The organism is Methylobacterium frigidaeris (assembly GCF_022179185.1).
Lineage (GTDB): Bacteria > Pseudomonadota > Alphaproteobacteria > Rhizobiales > Beijerinckiaceae > Methylobacterium > Methylobacterium frigidaeris.
In genome coordinates, this window is record NZ_BPQJ01000077.1 from 1 (window position 1) to 17,646 (window position 17,646).

Consider the following 17,646-nt stretch of genomic DNA (forward strand, 5'->3'; position numbering starts at 1 on the left):
CTCTTACCCAGGCCGATCCTTGCACAGGCCGCCAATATCGGCAACGCACGAACACTTCTGCTGTTGGTGGAGCGTCCGAAGCCGTTTCCTGGCGATTTGAGGCTGCCAGCCAATCGCCCCTGCCGCGCACGCCCCCCATCCTGCCCGCGTGGTCGCCGCCGTCCCGGCTCGGGGGAGCCCGCCACCGGCGCGAGTGCCGTGCGGGACCGCGCGACCTCAGTACCGGCGCACCAGCGGCGCCTGCTCGGCCGGGGCGGTCGCGGCCCATGGTGCCCAGCGCAAGCCGAGCTTCACGTCGTGCGAATCGACGTTCTTGAAGGTCAGCGCCTCGCAAGACCCGCACTGGCCGGCATAGTTGTAGACCGTGCCGGTCTTTCCGTCTCCGAGATTGAGGTAGCGGTATGCGAGCTCGACCGTGAAGTTCGGGCTCACCTCGTAGCCGACACCCGCGTGCAACGCCCACGCAAGGTTCGTCTTCGAGCCTGCCTTCGCGTAGGCCAGGCCCTGCGTGACGACGTTCGTGTCCTTGAAATTGTCGAGCGTAAGCCGCACCGCGCCGACGCCGGCGCCCAGGAACGGCGTGAGGCCGTACCAATTGCCGAGATCGACGTAGCCGTTGAGAAGCACGGCCAATTCACGTTTCGACGCGGTGTACTCGTCGGTGCCGTAACCGAGCGGCAGTCTCGCGTCGCGGTAGCGTTCAAGCCCGGTGAACGCAGCGGCGCTGCGATACTCGCCTGCGACGTCGGCCCGAAACCACCGGCCGAAGCGGTAGCCGGCGCCGACGCCCGCGAGCGGGGCGCCCGCGAAACCGAGATTGACCTTCTCGATCGTCCCGAGCGCGTCCAGGCTGTTGGAGAGCCGTTCCACGGATTGGTTGCTGAAACCGATGTCGCCGCGGAGGTAAAAGCCGGAAACCTCGGCCTCCGGCGCGAGTGCTCCGCGCAGGTCCGGCAGCGGCGCGACCGGCGGCAGGTCGGCCGCGTGTGACGGCGCCACGAACGTTGCGGAGATCAGGCCGAAGCCGAGCAGCCCGAGCGTTCTCACGATGCAACCCATTCCACCCATTGTCCAGTCCTTCACCCACAGTCCTCTTTACCTAACCCTCCCACCGCATGGTTGATTTCCCCTTAATTACCCCGCAGGGGTAATTGCTGAAGGGCTGCCGCCATTGACGGCGGAAGATGAGGTTTTTAAGGGTAAGGCGTGCACGTAGTGCCTGAAGACGCGGTTATGCGCGTCCGGACAGGCTTCAAACGCCCTGCGTTCCGGGGGATTCGCGGTCCGGCCATGCCGATTACCCCTTAGGGGTGTGCGACCGTGCCCCGCCGCTCGTGCGTTACTTGCTCCCGAAGGGGGAGTTCAACGGCAGGAAACCAGCAGGAAGGGATGCGCGATGCTCAGACGAGTTCTCCACATCTCCGCACTCGCCCTGGCCTTGGCCCCGACCGGGGCAGGTGCCGTGGGCTTTCGGATGTCACGGCCACCCTACGGTGGAGCATCCGACATCGGTTCGACCGCCGGCCTCGCACCGACCGGCAGGACAATCCGGGTACATTACCGCCCAGTCTTTCTCGGCTGCGTTTATTCCTATCACGAGTGCGAGCACCTCGCCCATTCCCGTGGCTTCTACAACCACTTCACGCGTCATGATCACGGCACGTGTCACCATGGCCCCTCATATGCTTGCTTCGGCCAATAGAACCGGACGGAGCGCTCGTTTGCATCACGGGACCAGTGCGTGCGCCGACGGCTTCAAGGGGGTTGGTACATCTATCTGGGTCTCCCGTGCCGTTCGGCCTGAACTTACATCGGGCAAGCCGGTCCGGGCGCGTCGTTGCCGGGTGGCGCCGGCAAGTCTAGAAGGGCGCGTCCGGCCCGAGCCGGTGGGCCGAGGGACGACCGCCGCGTCGTGTCCTTCGGCTGGCCGCTTGGATCGAGGATTAGCGGCGCGACCCTGCTGTTTTGCCGGAGGTCGCCACGCGAGGGCGGTCGCCTCTTCGACCGCACAGTCCCAAGGCCGCCGTCTCGGCGCGGCGCCCGGTTCGGGTGCCCCGGTTCGAACCAGATGTTGGCTGGGCTCGCGACGACCGCGACGTTGTGGGCCCCTGCGTCCAGCCACAGCGGTGGGTGGGCCCCGGGTTAGGAAGACCAGCACCGCCGCCAGTGCCGTCGCGCTCCCGTTGGTTAACCTACGTCGATGTCTCAGGGTCGGCATCGTCACCGCACCCAATCCTCACCTCGACGAGATCGTCGATGTCGCTTGCCTCGGTAGCCCTCGACAGGAACCGCCTCGGCTCCTCCGCCTGTGGCGGACGTTGCCGAATTGGCACAAGCAGGCCAATGTTCCGCTCTCGTTGACGATGGCGACGGCGGTGCACGGGCCGCCCCCGCAAGACACGCCGTCGTCCGCGTCGTGCTCGAAGGTCAAAGCCGCAGCGTTCCGGTCGACCTCGGCCAAGAATCCCCCCGCTTGCCACGGTGGCGTGCCGCCATGCCCGGCTAGACGGCCTGCCCGCCGCGAAACCGCGCGAAGGTGGTGCGCCCGCCGGGGCCGAACAGCACCACCTCGTAGGTGGCCGGCTCCACCCCTTCGACCTCCATGCCGGGCGAGCCGACCGGCATGCCGGGCACGGCGAGGCCGGTGGCGGACGGCTTCTCCGAGAGCAGCCGCTTGATGGCCGACGCGGGCACGTGCCCCTCGATGACGTAGCCGCCGACCTGGGCCGTGTGGCACGAGGCCAGCTCCCGCGGCACCCCGAGCCTCGCCTTGACCGGGTTCACTGGGGCGTTCACGACCTGGACGCGAAAACCCTCGTCGCGCAGGTGCTTGACCCAGGCCTCGCAGCAACCGCAGCTCGGGTCCTTCGTGGCGACGACCTCCGGTAGATCCTCCGCCCATGCCGCCTGTACGCCGACCGCCGCCAGGCCGAGGACCACGATGCGCCGGGACGGTCGGAATAGTTCGCTCATAATCGACTCCTGTCTTCTCACGGCCGCCGGGACGGCCTGTCCAGCCCCGCTCACTCGGCGGCCCGGGGAAGCCCCGCTTGCACGGCGGCCGACCCTTCCTGCCGAAGCGCCAACCTCCGTCCCTTCACGAGCCCGTAGATGGCCGGGATCACGACGAGGGTCAGCACGGTCGAGGAGACCATGCCGCCGATCATGGGCACCGCGATCCGCTGCATGATCTCCGACCCCGCGCCGGAGCTCCAGAGGATGGGCAGCAGGCCCGCCATGATGGCGACGACCGTCATCATCTTCGGGCGCACCCGCTCGACCGCCCCCACCATGATGGCTTGGTACAGGTCCGCACGCGTGGTCTCCCGCCCGGCGGCCAGGGCGGCGGCCCGCCGCTCGTCCCAGGCATGGTCGAGGTAGACCAGCATGATCACGCCGGTCTCCGCGGCAACGCCGGCGAGCGCGATGAATCCCACCGCCACCGCGACGGACATGTTGAAGCCCATCCACCACATCAGCCACACCCCGCCGACCAGGGCGAAGGGCAGGGACAGCATGACGATGAGCGTCTCGGTCAGGCGCCGGAAGTTGAGGTAGAGGAGCAGGAAGATGACGAGCAGGGTCACGGGCACCACGATCTTCAGCCTGGCCTCCGCCCGCTCCAGGTACTCGAACTGCCCGCTCCACTGGATGCTCATGCCCTGCGGGAGCTGGACCTCCGTGTTGACCGCGTTCCGGGCCTCGGCGACGTAGCCGCCGAGATCGCGCCCGCTCAGGTCGACGAAGATGTAGACCGCGAGCTGTCCGTTCTCGGTGCGGATCGAGGTCGGCCCCCGGGTCAGCTGGATCTTGGCCACCTCGCCCAGCGGAATCGTGCCGCCGGCCGGCAACGGCACCTGCACTTCGGTGGCGATGGATTGCGGATTTGAACGGAAGGCGCGCGGGTAGCGCACGTTGACGGTGTAGCGCTCGCGGCCCTCGACCGTGTTCGTGACGCTCTCGCCGCCGAGCGCCGTCGCGATGATGTCCTGCACGTCCCCGACCATGAGGCCGTAGCGCCCGAGCGCCTCCCGGTCCGGCGTGATGTCGAGGAAGTAGCCGCCGATGACCCGCTCCGCGTAGGCGCTCGACGTGCCCGGCACGTTGCGCACGACCGCCTCGACCTGCCGGGCGACCTTCTCCATCTCGGTCAGGTCGGTGCCGTAGATCTTGATGCCGACCGGCGTGCGGATGCCGGTCGAGAGCATGTCGATGCGGGCCCGGATCGGCTGCGTCCAAGCATTTGACACACCGGGAAACTGCAGGGCCTTGTCCATCTCGGCCTTGAGGCTCGCCAGCGTCACGCCGGGACGCCACTCCGCCTTCGGCTTCAGGGTGATGATGGTCTCGAACATCTCGGTGGGGGCGGGGTCCGTCGCCGTCGAGGCGCGCCCCGCCTTGCCGTAGACGGAGGCCACCTCGGGGAAGGACTTGATGATGCGGTCCTGGGTCGCCAGCAGCTCCCCGGCCTGGGTCACCGAGATGCCCGGCAGGGTCGTGGGCATGTACATCAGGGTGCCCTCGTTCAGGTCCGGCATGAACTCGGAGCCGAGCTGGCGGGCCGGCCAGATGGTCAGGCCGAGCGCTGCCACCGCCAGCAGGATGGTCAGTACCTTGGCCCGGAGCACGACCCTGATGACCGGGCGGTAGACCCAGATCAGCAGGCGGTTCAGCGGGTTGCGGTGCTCGGGGATGATGCGCCCGCGCACGAACAGTACCATTAGGGCCGGCACCAGGGTCACCGACAGGAGCGCGGCCGCCGCCATGGCGAAGGTTTTGGTGAAGGCGAGCGGCCCGAACAGGCGCCCCTCCTGGCTCTCCAGGGTGAAGATCGGCAGGAAGCTTACCGTGATCACCAGAAGGGAGAAGAACAGCGAGGGGCCGACCTCGGCCGCGGCCTCCACCAGGATCTCGACCCGGGGCTTGCCCGGGGGCGCCCGCTCCAGGTGCTTGTGGGCGTTCTCGATCATGACGATGGCGGCGTCGATCATGGCCCCGACCGCGATGGCGATGCCGCCCAGCGACATGATGTTGGCGCCGATCCCAAGGAGATGCATCGCGCCGAGCGCCATCAGGATGCCGACCGGCAGCATCAGGATGGCCACCAGCGCGCTGCGCAGGTGCAGCAGGAACACGATGCAGACGAGCGCCACGATGATGCTCTCCTCGACCAGCGTGTGCTTCAGGGTGTCGATGGCCGCCTCGATCAGCTGCGAGCGGTCGTAGACCGGCAGGATCTCGGTGCCCTTCGGCAGGCTCGCGGCGACCTCGGCCAGGCGCTGCTTGGCGCCCTCGATGACGTTGAGGGCATTGGCGCCGAAGCGCTGCAGGATGATGCCGCCCGCGACCTCGCCCTCGCCGTTCAGCTCGGTGATGCCGCGCCGCTCGTCCGGCCCGAGCTCGACCCGGGCGATGTCCCGCACCCGCAGCGGGGTGCCGGCCTCGGTCTTCAGCACGATGTTCTCGATGTCGGCGACGCTCTTCAGGTAGCCGCGCCCGCGCACCATGAACTCGAACTCGGAGAGCTCGACCGTGCGGCCGCCGACATCCGCGTTGCTCGACCGGATCGCCTCCCGGAGCCTGCTGAGCGGGATGCCCTGGGCGCGCAGGCGGTTCGGATCGACGACGACGTTGTACTGCTTCACGAAGCCGCCGACGCCCGCGACCTCGGCCACGCCCTCGGCGCGCGAGGCCCCGAAGCGCACCACCCAGTCCTGAAGCGAGCGCAGCTCGGCGAGCGTCTGCTGCTTGGCCACGATGGCGTACTGGTAGACCCAGCCCACCCCCGTCGCGTCGGGCCCGAGCGTCGGCGTCACGCCGGTCGGCAGGCGCTTGCCGGCCGCGCTCAGGTATTCGAGCACGCGCGAGCGGGCCCAGTACGGGTCGGTGCCGTCCTCGAAGATGACGTAGACGAACGAGACCCCGAAGAAGGAGAAGCCGCGTACCACCTTCGACTTCGGAACCGTCAGCATGGCGGTGGTCAGCGGGTAGGTGACCTGGTCCTCGACGACCTGGGGCGCCTGCCCCGGGTACTCGGTGTAGACGATGGTCTGCACGTCCGAGAGGTCCGGGATAGCATCGAGCGGCAGGGTGCGCACGCTGTAGAGACCGGCCGCCACCACGAAGACGGTCCCGATCAGCACCAGGACGAGGTTGCGGGCCGACCAGCCGATGAGGCGCGCGATCATTCTGGCTTCTCCTCGGCCTGCGCCCGCGGCTCGGTGGGGGGCTTGGGCGCCGCCATGCTCTGCAGCGCCGCCTTCAGGTTGCTCTCCGCGTCGATCAGGAAGTTGGCCGCGGTCACGACTTGCTCGCCGGCCTGCACGCCCTCGCGGATCTCGGTGTACCCCTCGCCGCGGGCGCCGACCTTGACCTCGCGCGGCTCGAAGCGGCCCTCGCCCTTGTCGACGAGCACGACCTGGCGCGCGCCCGTGTCGATGATGGCATCGTTCGGGACCGCGACGACGGGCTTCGTCGCCCCGGTCCCGATCTCGACGTCGGCATACATATCGGGCAGGAGCACCCCGTCGGGGTTCGGCAATTCGACCCGCACGCGGGTGGTGCGGGTTTGGGCGTTCACCTGCGGGTAGATCAGCCCGATCTTACCGGCGAAGCTACGCCCGGGCAGCGAGCGCACGCGCACGCTGACGGGCTGGCCAACCTTGACGCTGCCGAGGTCGTACTCGGGTACCTCGGCCAACACCCACATCGTCGAGATGTCGCCGATCCGGAACAGGGTGTCGCCGGCCGCAGCCTTCATGCCCTCGATGGCAGTGCGCTGCAGGACGAGGCCGTCCCGGGGCGCGGACCAAGTGATGGCCATCGGCACCTTCCGGGTCCGCTCCATCTCGTTGATCACCTCCTCCGAGACGTTCAGGTTCTGCAGGCGCCGCCGGGCCCCGTCGAAGCCGGGATTGGCGATGAGCTGGGCGGCGGCCGCGTTGATCTCGGGCGAGTAGACGTGGACCAGGGGCTGGCCCTTCCGCACCCGGTCGCCCGTCGTCACGTTCTCGACGTGGTCGACGTAGGCATCCGAGCGTGTCGCCACGACGGTGACGCGCCGCTCGTCGAGCGTGACGGTGCCGGGGACCCGCACCGGTCGGCTGACGACGCGACGTTCGGCCCGCTCGGTGCGCACGCCGGTGCGCTGGACCTTGCCGGGCGAGATCTTGACGGTGTTCCCGTCCTCGGCCTCGCCCTCGTAGACGGGGAGGTAGTCCATCCCCATCGAGTCCTTCCTCGGCACCGGCGAGGTGTCGGGCAGGCCCATTGGGTTGCGGTAGTAGAGGATCTTCCGGCCCACGGCCGGGGGCGCGGCGTAGGTGGCGTTCGCCGTGGCTTCCTTCGCCGCTGCGGGCCGCGGCTCGAAGTCGACATCCTCGCCGACATGCACCGGAAGGTAGTCGCGTCCGTCGGGCGTCCGCGCCGGGGCGAGCGCGTAGGCCGCCTTTCCGTCGGGGTCACGGTAGTAGAGCACGGGCGCATCCGCGGCCGCGGCCGGCTTCGCGTCGCGACCGACGAGCAGACCGGAGACCGAGGCTGGGAACCATGCCGGCAGGGGCCATCCCGCCTCGCCGGCCTTCAGCCCGGCGAGGGCGCCGCCGCCGACGGCGAGGGGCAGGAGAACGAGGGCCGCGACCCACGCCTTCGCCTGGCCGCCCGGGTGCGCGCGGTCACGTCGCCGCGCCAGGTGGATCGGTGTCGTCTGGTCCATCACTCGACGGCCCTGAGCACGAGTTGGTCTTGGACGGTGCCGGTCTCGCCCGGCACCTTCGCGGCCAGCGAGAGGCGCCAGCGGCCATCCATCGCCAGATTGGCCCTGAAGGCGTAGATGCCCGGCTCCGGGCTCGCCTCTGGCTTCATCTTACCCGTCATCGTCGGCATCCCGTCGGGTGCCATGTCGAGGCGTCGGGCGTAGACAAGCGCGTCGGCCACGGGCTTGCCGGCGCGCTTGTCGAGCAGACGCACCCTGAGTGTCGCCTCGCCCGATTTAGTCTCGGGATCCAGGAGCTCGAAGGAATAATCCTTGAGGTTTGGGGGCATGAGTGGCGCGCCCTTGGGCAGCCACGCCGCGACCGGTTCCGGAAGCCGTGCCGCGACCGCGCCGGGAATGACCCATGCGCCGCGCGCGAGCCCGTAGCCGGCGCCGGCTCCCGCTAGGGCTGCTACGATGAGGACGAGCCCGAGCAGGAGCCAAGCGCCTCGCACTGCCGGCCGGTCCTCCTGGTAAGCATCGAAAAAATCCTCCCGGCCCGTCATGGCGCCATCCTTGGGACTGAGAGGATGGGGAGACGGGCCGCGCGTGGCTCGGGGCGTGCGGGATGCGCCGGGGCAGGACGCGGCCGCGGGGATGCGGGATGTTCGGTGGACACGGGGATGATCCTGTTCCGGAGCGTCTGGATGCGGGAGCCCGACCGTTCGGGCCGTCGCGGCGCGGCGGTGCGCGAAGGCTGCCGTGCATGCTCACGCACGGGGCGGCACCGCTCTCGGGCGTGCTCAGGAACGCGGTTTGGGAGGGGGGGCCTGCGGGGCTGCGGCCAAACTCGGCCCGATATGGTCCTGCCGAACGGGCAGGAGGACCGGAGCGACCGGGCCGCCATCGGCAGGCGGGGAGGGCAGGATCCCCGGCACGATCTTCGCGGCGCAGGCCGCCGCGAAGGGGCAGGCCTTGGTGTCGCGGCAGTCCGGGCCCGAGGGCTCGGGATCGCAGCACGACATGTCGTCGGGCATCGGCGCGACGTGTGGCGTCGTGACGCCACCTTGCTGAGCGACCATGCCCCGCTGAACGCCGTCGCCCACGAAGGCGCGCGCCTGCGCGGGGGCGACGGACGCCCCGGCGATCAGGCCGAGCACGGCGAGGGCCGTGAGCAGGCGCGCTATGGTGGATCGGATCGACATCCGCTCCCAAGCTCCCACTGATCGGGGGCTTTGCCTAGCCCCGGACGCGCCGGGCTCGCGACGAGTCCGGCGAATACAAGTTCGCGGGTGCGGGCCCACGGGTTACAGCCGTTCCCGCAACGTGCCCGACGTTGATTAGAACGCGGGTCCACCCGAAGTGGTGCCGAGGTTCTGGGCCGCGGCGGGACGCTCGGGGAACTGGGCATTTCCGCGCGTGCTGCTCCTCAGGTCCCGTCCCTGGAGATCACGCCCCTCCCAAACGCGGCCGAGGCTGCCCGTCACCTCGGGCGCGGCTCCCGTTGGGCCTTCCAGGACGCTCCAGCCTGCCGAGGGAACGGCCTCGCCGGTCAGCCGCGGATGCGCCCAAGCGCCGCCCGTCATGATCGTGGAGGCCGCCAGGGCTGCAAGGATGTACTTCATCGAATGCTCCATCGTCGTTTGCGTATGCCTTCGAGGCGCCGCTACGAACGACTTCGGGACCCGCAGATCCTGGGTTACAGAGGACCGAGCCCTGCCTCCCCGGAGAGCCAAGGCTCTGTGGACGCCGAACCGAGCCTCGATTTCGACGTTGTCGGGTTTCCGGGCGTCGGGCATAATGGCCACCGTCCGAAACACGAGCGGCTCCGGAGGCATCCCGTGCGTCCCGAGGTAAACAGGGAAGTCGTGAACGACCGTGCCAAGCTGATGATCCATCGGCTGGTGGCGCGTCGGCTCGCGCGCGACCCGGGCATCCTCGATAGCGCCAAGATGGCCGTCATGCGGCTTGAGGCGGACTACCCCGAGCGCACCTTCGTCTCCGAGTGGCGCGAGATCCTTGGGCAGCCGCCGGGGACGATCCGGCAACTCCTCACCCGGCGGGACGAGGGTATGCAGCGGCTTCGGCTGTCCTCGCCGTTCCTGGAAGGGGAGGGCGTGTCGTTCGTGCGCGACCCGAACGTCCGGAAGCGGATCTGGCGCCTGGCACGTAAAGGCGCGGCCGCCCAACGCGCGGCGCATGCCGGCCGCCAAGGCTCCTCCGTTCCGGCGTGAGCCATCCGATTGAGATCCGGACGGTCGCGGACCTGGAGCGCACAGCCCGTTCGCTGGCGTTGCACTTCAAGGCTCGCACCGTGGTGGTCGTCGGCAGCCAGGGCATCCTCGTGGGCTGGCCCGGCGCGCCGGTCACGATGTGCATGTCGCCCGAGATCGACGCCTATCCCGCCAACGCTCGGGCCTGGGAGGCAGCCCAAGACGACGACCTCGCGGAGGCATCCGAAGAGATCTCCGTGATCTTCGGCGAGGGCTCGCACTTCCACACGGCGCACGGTTTCTACATCGACGGCGTCGACGACCGCACCGCCCGCCTGCCGCCCTCGTGGCCCTCGCGCGCGGTGGTGCGGGAGGTGAGAGGCCACGGCACGGCGACCGTGACGGTGGTGGCCCCCGGCCCGGAGGACCTGATCGTTTCCAAGCTCGCCCGCCTCGCCGACAAGGATAGGGACTACATCGCGGCCTACCATCGGGCCCGGCCTCTCGACCTTGCCGTCATCCAGGCGCGCGTAGCGGAATGCGGGTTCGAGGAGGTTCTGGCACAGCGTGCGCTCGCCTTCCTCGCCGGCCTTCCCTCGCCTCCCGGGCGCGCGACCGCTGCACCCGTGCGGGCAGGGGCTGTCCTGCCACCCCATCCCGCGGGGACGCACTGCGCCTTCCTCATGGACGAGCGCCGTTCGGTTTCGGTCCGCGCCTGGAACGAGGCGGCCGGGCTCTACGATATCCTCGATAATCCTCTCGGCCCCGCGGTGGTGGCACAGGACGGGGCGAGCGCCTTCCTGATCGACGGGGAGGAGCTGACGCAGGAGGCGTGGGATGCACATCCGCGCGTCCGCGCCGCGCGACACGGTGACCTGTCCGGGTACCCACGGCCGAACTGGACGCCTCCGGGCTGACCCGCCCCTGAAGAGCGCGGCGGGCCGGGAGCGGTTCGCTTTTGCGTATGGGTGAGCCGACGGCCTTACCAGCGCAGCAGGCGAGGCCCGAGAAGCGCGCCCGCCAGCGTGCAGAGGGCAATCGTGCCGCCGTACCAGAGCGCGATGAAGGGCACGGTGTCGTCCATGCAGTGAATCGCGTAGCCCATCGCGCTCACACCTCCCGAAGCGAGCCCGACCAGGGCCCCGGCCCGGACGAGGTCCGTCGGCGCGCCGAACTTCCGGACCACCCACATCAGGGTCGCGAAGGGGACCACCGCGATCACCGGGATGGAGATGAGGCATTCGAGCCACATGTGGCCGGTGAGCATGGTCCCCCAGTGTGCCGCCGGCGCGTTGGCGAGGCTGAGGGCAGCGAGGACCATGACAGCCGCGAACGGCAGGGCCGCGATGCCGAGATGCACCCTCCTCTCGCCCCCTGGGCGAGCGATGCGACCGAGGTAACGCAGGGCTAGGCCACCGACGGCGAGGGCGAAGGCCAGCTTGGCCAGGAGGAAGGTCAGTGACTTGCCTTCACCCAAGTCAGGCCGGACGCCCAATGCGAGAAGGGCGAGGCAGAGCGCCCCGGCGGCCCCGATGGCGGCCCCGAGCGCGATCCGCCGCAGCATGCCAGGAGACTTGGCAGGCTCGCTGGCGAAGCTCGCGCCGAGCAAGCCGATGAGTTCGTCGGTCTTCATTCCCCTTTGCCTCCTGCCATGGCGGCCAACGCCTTCAACCCGCGGTGGACGCTGACCTTGATGGCCGATTCCGACATGCCGGAGCGCGCCGCGGCCTCGGCCACGCTCAGGCCTTCGACCTTCATGGCCCGGATCGCCTGCCGCATCTTGCCCGGAAGCTGACCGAGCAGACGCTCGACGTCGAGCGTGCTCTCTACGGCGGCGTGGTCGTCATGCGCGACCAGTTCGCCCGCGTCCTCCACGGGCACGTCGGCGAGCGAGGCGCGCGTGCGTCTCAGGTGGTCGATGAGCTTGTAGCGCGCGATCGCGTAAAGCCAGGGCGTGACCGGCTGGCCGACATCGTAGGTGTGCCGTCGCGTGTGGACCGCCATCAACGTTTCCTGGACGAGATCCTCCGCTTCCGGCGCCGCGCGTCCGGAGCGGGCGAGCTTACCCTTGAAGTAAGCCCTCAGGTGCGGCCCAAGCCGCTCCAGGAACAGGCGGTAGTCCGTCGCGCTTCCGGCCAGGCCGGACGACAGCAAGGCCCGCAACTCGTTTTCCTGACCGATCAAGACGCCTCTCTCGGCCGATCCGCGGAAGCCGCCACCGACCCGGTCACTGGACATGTCCTTGCGGCCCGCCCCGCGCCCGACACGAGCGTGCCCGCCCGGAATAAACGCCGCGGGCCGCGCAGCCGCCGCTCCGCCGCCTCCGGCAAACCCGCGACGAGACATGGCCGACCGGCGCGGCCGCGCTCGTCCGGCCGTCTCGCCTGAACCGAATGCCCACTAGGGACAATCCGTAGCGCATGAGCGGCCGGTTACAGTGCCCCGCGCGGAACGCCGCGAGAGAGGCCAGCGTCGCGATATACCCCCGGATCGTATTTAAGGCCAAGAGCGTTTCTTGAGCCTCCGAGCAAGGATGGAGATGACGAGATGCCTAGGTTGTTGCAGGTCGGATTGCTCATGGTCGCCACGGCCGGGTTCGGGTCCGCGGCAGGGCCAGCCCGCGCCCTCGACGAGGTCGGGATCGGCCATGCCGACCACCACGGCGCGGAGCGCCACGGCCACATCATCGAGCGCAGGGAGACGCATGGCCACCGTGGCGAGGCGGTCCATCGCGAGGAACATCATGAAGTCGTGCGCGAGGGCGGCCACCACGGCGAGGAGCGCCACTGACGGGGAACGCCGAAGCCGGGACTGACCGGGTCCCCCGTCGCCGGTTCTTTCCCGGCGGCGGGTGCCCGCGTAAACCGAGGAGCCTGTCGATCACCGATCCGCTCGCCTCCTGACCGGGCGGCGCGCTCTCTCCGGTCGTGCGGCGCGCCCGCGGCGTCGCGGCCGACCGCGGCGGTCGCCCGCCGAGGACAGGCGGGTGGCCGGCCGGCGGGCACCGACGCGCGGCCGAGTTCGGCATGGGACCGGGCCGCACAGAAAGGCGTGCCGACCGCGAACTTGGACCACTCCAACCGGGTTGTACCCCCGTAGGGTACAGAAGAGAGAGGCACGCATGAAGGTCGTGAGAACCGCGCTCGTTGCCATGGCGATCATGGCTCCCGGCGCGATGCCGTCGTTTGCCCAAGGCGGCCAGGGCGCGTCCATGTCGGACATGGACATGAAGAACATGGGCCCACTGCAGAAGGCCTCCATGGAGGCCATGGACAAGATGAACAAGGCGATGATGCAGGGGATGATGGATCCCGATCCCGACCTCGCCTGGATGAAAGGCATGGCGGCGCACCACCAGGGCGCGGTCGACATGTCCGAGGCCGCCATCAAGCACTCGAAGGACGAGACGGTCGTGAAGGAAGCCCGCAAGACGAAGGAGGAGAACGAGAAGAGCCTGCGCGAGATTCAGGCTAAGATCCGCAAGGAAAAATAGCCTTCGGCCGTCGGCTCGGCCTCGGACTGCAGACAGGCCAGGTCGGCACTTCGACGGCTGGGCTGCCGGACCGCCTGCCGCCGCCCGACGGCATCCGAGCAGGTCGAGATCAAGACGGACAGACGCGCCTCTCCCCGCCTCCGGAAGCGCCCACGGACGCGGCCGGAGGCGGGGAGAGGCCGGGTGGCGTCACGCGATCCCTTATCGCTCGGGCGCGCCCGCGCCCCGGCCGCTCGGCATCGGGCCCGGTCCCCGAGGCTCGGCCCTACTGAGACGCCGGATCACGTGGGATTGCGGCCGGGCAAATTGCCGTGTCATAGGCTCCTGCGAACTGCCTCACTTGGCGCGTCGGCGGTCCAAGGGCGTTCAACTCAAGAAGCGTCGCCGACGCTAGAGGAAAGACACTCCGCCGCCTCAAGCGTTACCGACGCTTTGCTTCGTTCTGGTCGCCTGCTTCGGCATCGGCTTGGCGCTCACCATGGTGTCGGCCGGGGTACTGGCGGCGTTGGGCGTCCGGCACGCCGCCTCGCGCTGGCCTGGGTTCGGTGCCTTCGCACACCGGGCCCCCTATGCCTCTGCCGTCCTGATCGTGCCGGTCGGCCTCTATACCGGCTGGCTCGGAGGGCAGGGTCGCCACCACGAGGCGACCACGCTCGCGGCCTGGCTCTACCGGCCGGTCGGTTTTCCCTGAGGCCGGCATGTTGAGCGTCCTCGCGAACCGCACCTACCGCCACCTGTTCGCCGCGCAGGTCATCGCCCTGATCGGCACAGGCCTGCTGACGATGGCCCTCGGTCTGCTGGCCTATCAGCTGGCCGGCGCGGAGGCCGGGGCGGTGCTGGGCACGGCGCTCGCCATCAAGATGGTGGCCTACGTGCTGGTGGCGCCCATCGCGAACGCCTTCACCGGGCAGTTGCCCCGCCGCGCCTTCCTGGTGGCGACCGACCTCGTCCGGGCCGGCGTCGCCCTGATCCTGCCCTTCGTCGGCCAGGTCTGGCAGGTCTACCTGCTGGTGTTCGTCCTGCAGGCGTGCTCGGCGGCCTTCACGCCGACCTTCCAGGCGACCATCCCGGACATCCTCCCGGACGAGCGTGACTACACCCAGGCGCTGTCGCTCTCGCGCCTCGCCTACGACCTGGAGAACCTGCTCAGTCCGACACTGGCCGCCTTGCTGCTGACGGTCATCGACTTCCACTGGCTGTTCGGCGGCACGGTCGTCGGATTCCTGTGTTCGGCCGTCCTGGTCGTCTCGGTGGCGCTCCCGTCCCCGACGCCGCCCGAGCGCCGGGCGGGGGTCTACGAGCGCACCACGCGCGGTCTGCGGATCTACCTCGCCACGCCGCGGCTGCGCGGGCTTCTCGCCCTGAACCTCGCGGTGGCGGCGGCCGGCTCCATGGTCATCGTCAACACGGTGGTGATCGTGCAGGCCCTCCTGCAACGGCCCCAGAACGACGTCGCGGTGGCGCTCGGGCTGTTCGGGGGCGGTTCGATGCTGGCGGCCCTGCTGCTGCCGCGGGTGCTCGACCGGCTGCCCGACCGCACGGTCATGCTCCCGGCGGCGGCGTTCCTCGGCGTCGTTCTGCTCGGCTTTGCCGCCACGACCTGGGGCGGCGTCATCGGCTGGCCTATGCTGCTGGCCGCCTGGCTGGCGCTCGGGATCGGCTACTCCGCCGCGCAGACCCCGACCGGACGGCTGCTCCGGCGCTCCGCGACGCCCGGCGACCGCCCGGCCGTGTTCGCCGCCCAGTTCGCGCTCTCGCACGTCGCCTGGCTCTTGACCTATCCACTTGCCGGTTGGCTCGGCGCGAAGGCGGGCATGCCGGTCACGCTGGCGGTGCTGGGCGCGCTGACCTTGGTCGCCATCGCCGCGGCGGCGGCGCTCTGGCCGGTTTCTGACCCGGACGTCGTCGAGCACGCGCACCCCGACCTCGACCCCGGCCATCCGCACCTGGACGGTGTCGGGACGCGCCGGCATGCCCACGCCTTCGTCATCGACGACCTGCACCAACGCTGGCCCGCGGCCCGGCCGGGTTGACGCTGGCGGCACGCCTGCTCGCGCTCGCGTTGGTCGTGGCCTGCGGACCGGCAGGAGCGGTTGAGTGCGTCGGCTTCCTCAGGATGCACGGCATGCTGCGGCAGGCGCAGGCCCAGTGCGCCTTCGAACGCTTCAACCCCGAGATCGTGGACACGGCACGGCGCTGCTACGAGCATCTCGGTGCCGGGACGGGGGCCCCGGCCATGCGTGCCGGCGCGGCCGAGTTCGACCGGATGGCGGACCTGCGGGGCGTCCGCGCCGCCTGTGCCCTGATCGAGCGGCATTTCCCGATGGCGGTGCGGTGAGGCGGGGCAAGAGGCCGTCGGACGCCCCGGGACGCGGGGCTCGTCGCCAAGCTCCGCCCAGAGCGATTTGTTGCCGTCCCCGCGACCGAGGGTCGGCCCGACGGGGGAGGGGGAACCGCGCCGCTTCCGAAGGACTCGAACTCGGGCGAGGTTGCCTCCAGAGCTGGTCTCGCGACGTCCCAGGCTGCCGTGACGCGGCACATCGAGTCTCGAAGGCGGCGGGCTGGGGAGGCCATCACCCTGAGCGAAGCGCTTGGCGAAACGGCGTTCGGCCGGCTCCGCACGTGCGGCGGCACGCCGGGACGGCGTCTGCCCTTTATATCTGAGCTGCCACGACGGTCCGGCCGCGAACGCGTGCGCGTTCCGGGCCGTGAGAACGGGGAGGAGGCCGCAACGCTGGGCCGGGCTCCCCGACGCGGTTCCCGAAGCCATCCCTGGGACCGCAGGCCAAGAGATTGCGACCGCCTGCAACCTTCCCGCGTCGGGCCCGAACTCATTCGAGGAAGCGTCGAGCTTCTTAAGGATGGGAAACGTAGCCATGATCCGCGCCGCCATTCTGAGCGCCGCCTTGATGTCCGAGATACCGGATCAGGCGATTGCGAGCGCCTGGGACAACGTCCCCCCGTCGTGGCGGGCTGAACGGTATCGAAACTCGCGCCCCGCGTTCGGTTCGCCGGACGCCATACTGACGACGGAATCGATCCGGCCGGCGCCCCCACGTGTCTTGATCGAGCGTCCCCGGCCAGCCGGCGCTCAGCGTTGAGACGCGGTGGCAGGGTCTGGATCGCGGCTCGTTCGGTGCCTGGTCCGTGTCCGGCAGGCGCTGCGCCCGTCACGGAATTGCCCCCCCCCGGAACGCCACGGGGACACGCGTCCGAGTATCACGGCCCGACGCGTGCTTGCGCCCTTCCGGGAAGACTTGAAGTGCCAACCTGGCGGCCTGCGGGGGAGGGCGGCGCCACGAGCGCCGCTGCACATACGTCGGCGGTGCGCGCATGGGCATGCCCGGCTCAGCGTGTCAAATCGCTTCGAAGATCAGCCCCTCTTTCGCGTCCAAGGTTAGCCCCCTTGCTGTCGGATCTGAGCGCGGCTCGGGCCGTGCTACGTCGTCCGTCAGGTCTTCACGAAGCGATGCACGCTGTCGTGAGCGCCCTCGTAGCCGCGCCCGCGCAACTCCTCGAAAAGGCGCTGGGTCGAGCGCCGTTCGCGCCGGGGCAGCCTGGCTTCCGCTTCCAGGATCGCCGTCAGGACCGCCACGAAGGTGCCGAGCTTGGGCTGCGGCTGGACTTCGCGTTTGTAGGCGAAGACGGTGGCGTTCGAGCGCAGCACCTTGCGCACCGTATCGCGCGCGATGCCCAGCTCGCGGGCGATGCGCTTGATACCTTTGCCGTTTTGATGGTGCTCGAACCGGATCCGCGCGATCGTGTCCACACCCGTCATCCTTTGTCCCTCCGGCCCTCGGCCAGAGAGGTCCATCGCCAGGGACGAGGGGGCTAGGATTGGACGCGATAATCGCCCCTCAGGGGGCTAACATTGCAGGCGATCTCACAGCTCAGCGGACCGGTGCCATCGGTTTTGGGACCCCGTCGTCACCGAGGGGGAACGAGGGCCTCGGCGGGCCGGACCGGGGCGCCGGCTCACCTTGATGCCCTGGCGGCAGCCTCACCGACGCGAGCTCGGCGAGACCATGAACAATCGCAAGTGCCGCGGGGACTTCCAAACCATGCACCGCCAGGCAAGCACTGCCATAGCCTCCGGCCGAAGTCCCGACGGCCGATATCCGCCGCGTGCGGGGACGGCCTGTGACCGAATTCCAACAGCGCCGAGCGCCGACGCCGCTTCATCTTAAATCAAAGTGTTCGTGCATTGCCGGGCAAGTCCATTTGTGCGACGACTCCTCCGGGTTTGA

The 17,646-nt window shown here is 69.5% G+C and carries 15 protein-coding genes and 2 pseudogenes; 7 read left to right on the top strand and 10 right to left on the bottom strand.

Annotated features, from left to right (window positions below; translation table 11 throughout):
- Nucleotides 1-216: 216 nt before the first annotated feature.
- The 7 genes from MFF64_RS34865 to MFF64_RS34895 all read right to left on the bottom strand — a co-directional run bounded on the left by MFF64_RS34865 (nt 217) and on the right by MFF64_RS34895 (nt 9,318).
- Nucleotides 217-1,059 (bottom strand): outer membrane protein, encoded by an 843-nt coding sequence (locus tag MFF64_RS34865; RefSeq protein ID WP_236013063.1) that lies wholly within the window; start codon nt 1,057-1,059, stop codon nt 217-219.
- A 1,443-nt stretch (nt 1,060-2,502) separates the two neighbouring features.
- Entirely contained in the window at nt 2,503-2,973 is a 471-nt protein-coding gene (locus MFF64_RS34870) for a DUF411 domain-containing protein (RefSeq protein WP_063111103.1), read from the bottom strand.
- Between the two features lie 50 nt (nt 2,974-3,023).
- Entirely contained in the window at nt 3,024-6,188 is a 3,165-nt protein-coding gene (locus MFF64_RS34875) for an efflux RND transporter permease subunit (RefSeq protein ID WP_135419906.1), read from the bottom strand.
- Nucleotides 6,185-7,714, bottom strand: coding sequence for an efflux RND transporter periplasmic adaptor subunit (locus MFF64_RS34880; protein WP_135419907.1), 1,530 nt, complete (start codon nt 7,712-7,714; stop codon nt 6,185-6,187). Before MFF64_RS34880 ends, MFF64_RS34875 begins: the two co-directional genes overlap by 4 nt.
- On the bottom strand, nt 7,714-8,259 hold the full coding sequence (locus MFF64_RS34885; protein WP_091891552.1) for a FixH family protein: 546 nt from the start codon (nt 8,257-8,259) through the stop codon (nt 7,714-7,716). Before MFF64_RS34885 ends, MFF64_RS34880 begins: the two co-directional genes overlap by 1 nt.
- A gap of 237 nt (nt 8,260-8,496) precedes the next feature.
- A complete protein-coding gene (locus tag MFF64_RS34890; RefSeq protein WP_099956029.1) occupies nt 8,497-8,898 on the bottom strand; it encodes a hypothetical protein in 402 nt (133 codons plus the stop codon).
- Nucleotides 8,899-9,033: 135 nt separating this feature from the next.
- On the bottom strand, nt 9,034-9,318 hold the full coding sequence (locus MFF64_RS34895) for a hypothetical protein (protein ID WP_060850918.1): 285 nt from the start codon (nt 9,316-9,318) through the stop codon (nt 9,034-9,036).
- Between the two features lie 117 nt (nt 9,319-9,435).
- Between MFF64_RS34895 and MFF64_RS34900 the strand changes: the two genes are divergently transcribed.
- Nucleotides 9,436-9,927 carry a hypothetical protein gene (locus tag MFF64_RS34900; protein ID WP_123834464.1) on the top strand — a complete coding sequence of 164 codons (492 nt, stop codon included), beginning with the start codon at nt 9,436-9,438 and terminating at the stop codon, nt 9,925-9,927.
- A complete protein-coding gene (locus MFF64_RS34905; protein WP_238193667.1) occupies nt 9,924-10,823 on the top strand; it encodes a DUF6036 family nucleotidyltransferase in 900 nt (299 codons plus the stop codon). The genes MFF64_RS34900 and MFF64_RS34905 overlap by 4 nt, the downstream gene beginning before the upstream one ends.
- 65 nt (nt 10,824-10,888) lie before the next feature.
- Here MFF64_RS34905 and MFF64_RS34910 read toward each other — a convergent pair whose 3' ends face one another.
- Nucleotides 10,889-11,539, bottom strand: a complete 651-nt coding sequence (locus MFF64_RS34910; protein WP_099956028.1) for an NrsF family protein — start codon at nt 11,537-11,539, stop codon at nt 10,889-10,891.
- The gene (locus MFF64_RS34915) at nt 11,536-12,144 is read right to left on the bottom strand and encodes a sigma-70 family RNA polymerase sigma factor (protein ID WP_099956027.1); all 609 of its coding nucleotides are present in this window, start codon (nt 12,142-12,144) and stop codon (nt 11,536-11,538) included. The genes MFF64_RS34910 and MFF64_RS34915 overlap by 4 nt, the downstream gene beginning before the upstream one ends.
- A 309-nt stretch (nt 12,145-12,453) precedes the next feature.
- On the opposite strand from MFF64_RS34915, the gene MFF64_RS34920 reads away from it, so the two are divergent.
- The 5 genes and pseudogenes from MFF64_RS34920 to MFF64_RS34940 all read left to right on the top strand — a co-directional run bounded on the left by MFF64_RS34920 (nt 12,454) and on the right by MFF64_RS34940 (nt 15,737).
- Nucleotides 12,454-12,696 carry a hypothetical protein gene (locus tag MFF64_RS34920; protein WP_164712503.1) on the top strand — a complete coding sequence of 81 codons (243 nt, stop codon included), beginning with the start codon at nt 12,454-12,456 and terminating at the stop codon, nt 12,694-12,696.
- 331 nt (nt 12,697-13,027) lie between these two features.
- The gene (locus MFF64_RS34925; protein ID WP_060850413.1) at nt 13,028-13,399 is read left to right on the top strand and encodes a DUF305 domain-containing protein; all 372 of its coding nucleotides are present in this window, start codon (nt 13,028-13,030) and stop codon (nt 13,397-13,399) included.
- A 427-nt stretch (nt 13,400-13,826) separates the two neighbouring features.
- Nucleotides 13,827-14,090 (top strand): annotated as a pseudogene (locus MFF64_RS34930) (nickel/cobalt efflux protein RcnA); the annotation flags it as partial.
- A 7-nt stretch (nt 14,091-14,097) separates the two neighbouring features.
- Nucleotides 14,098-15,432, top strand: coding sequence for an MFS transporter (locus MFF64_RS34935; protein ID WP_135419908.1), 1,335 nt, complete (start codon nt 14,098-14,100; stop codon nt 15,430-15,432).
- A 92-nt stretch (nt 15,433-15,524) separates the two neighbouring features.
- Nucleotides 15,525-15,737, top strand: a complete 213-nt coding sequence (locus MFF64_RS34940; protein WP_236013066.1) for a hypothetical protein — start codon at nt 15,525-15,527, stop codon at nt 15,735-15,737.
- A 1,116-nt stretch (nt 15,738-16,853) separates the two neighbouring features.
- On the opposite strand, the pseudogene MFF64_RS34945 reads toward MFF64_RS34940, so the two are convergent.
- Nucleotides 16,854-17,177 (bottom strand): annotated as a pseudogene (locus tag MFF64_RS34945) (IS21 family transposase); the annotation flags it as partial.
- Nucleotides 17,178-17,646: the final 469 nt, after the last annotated feature.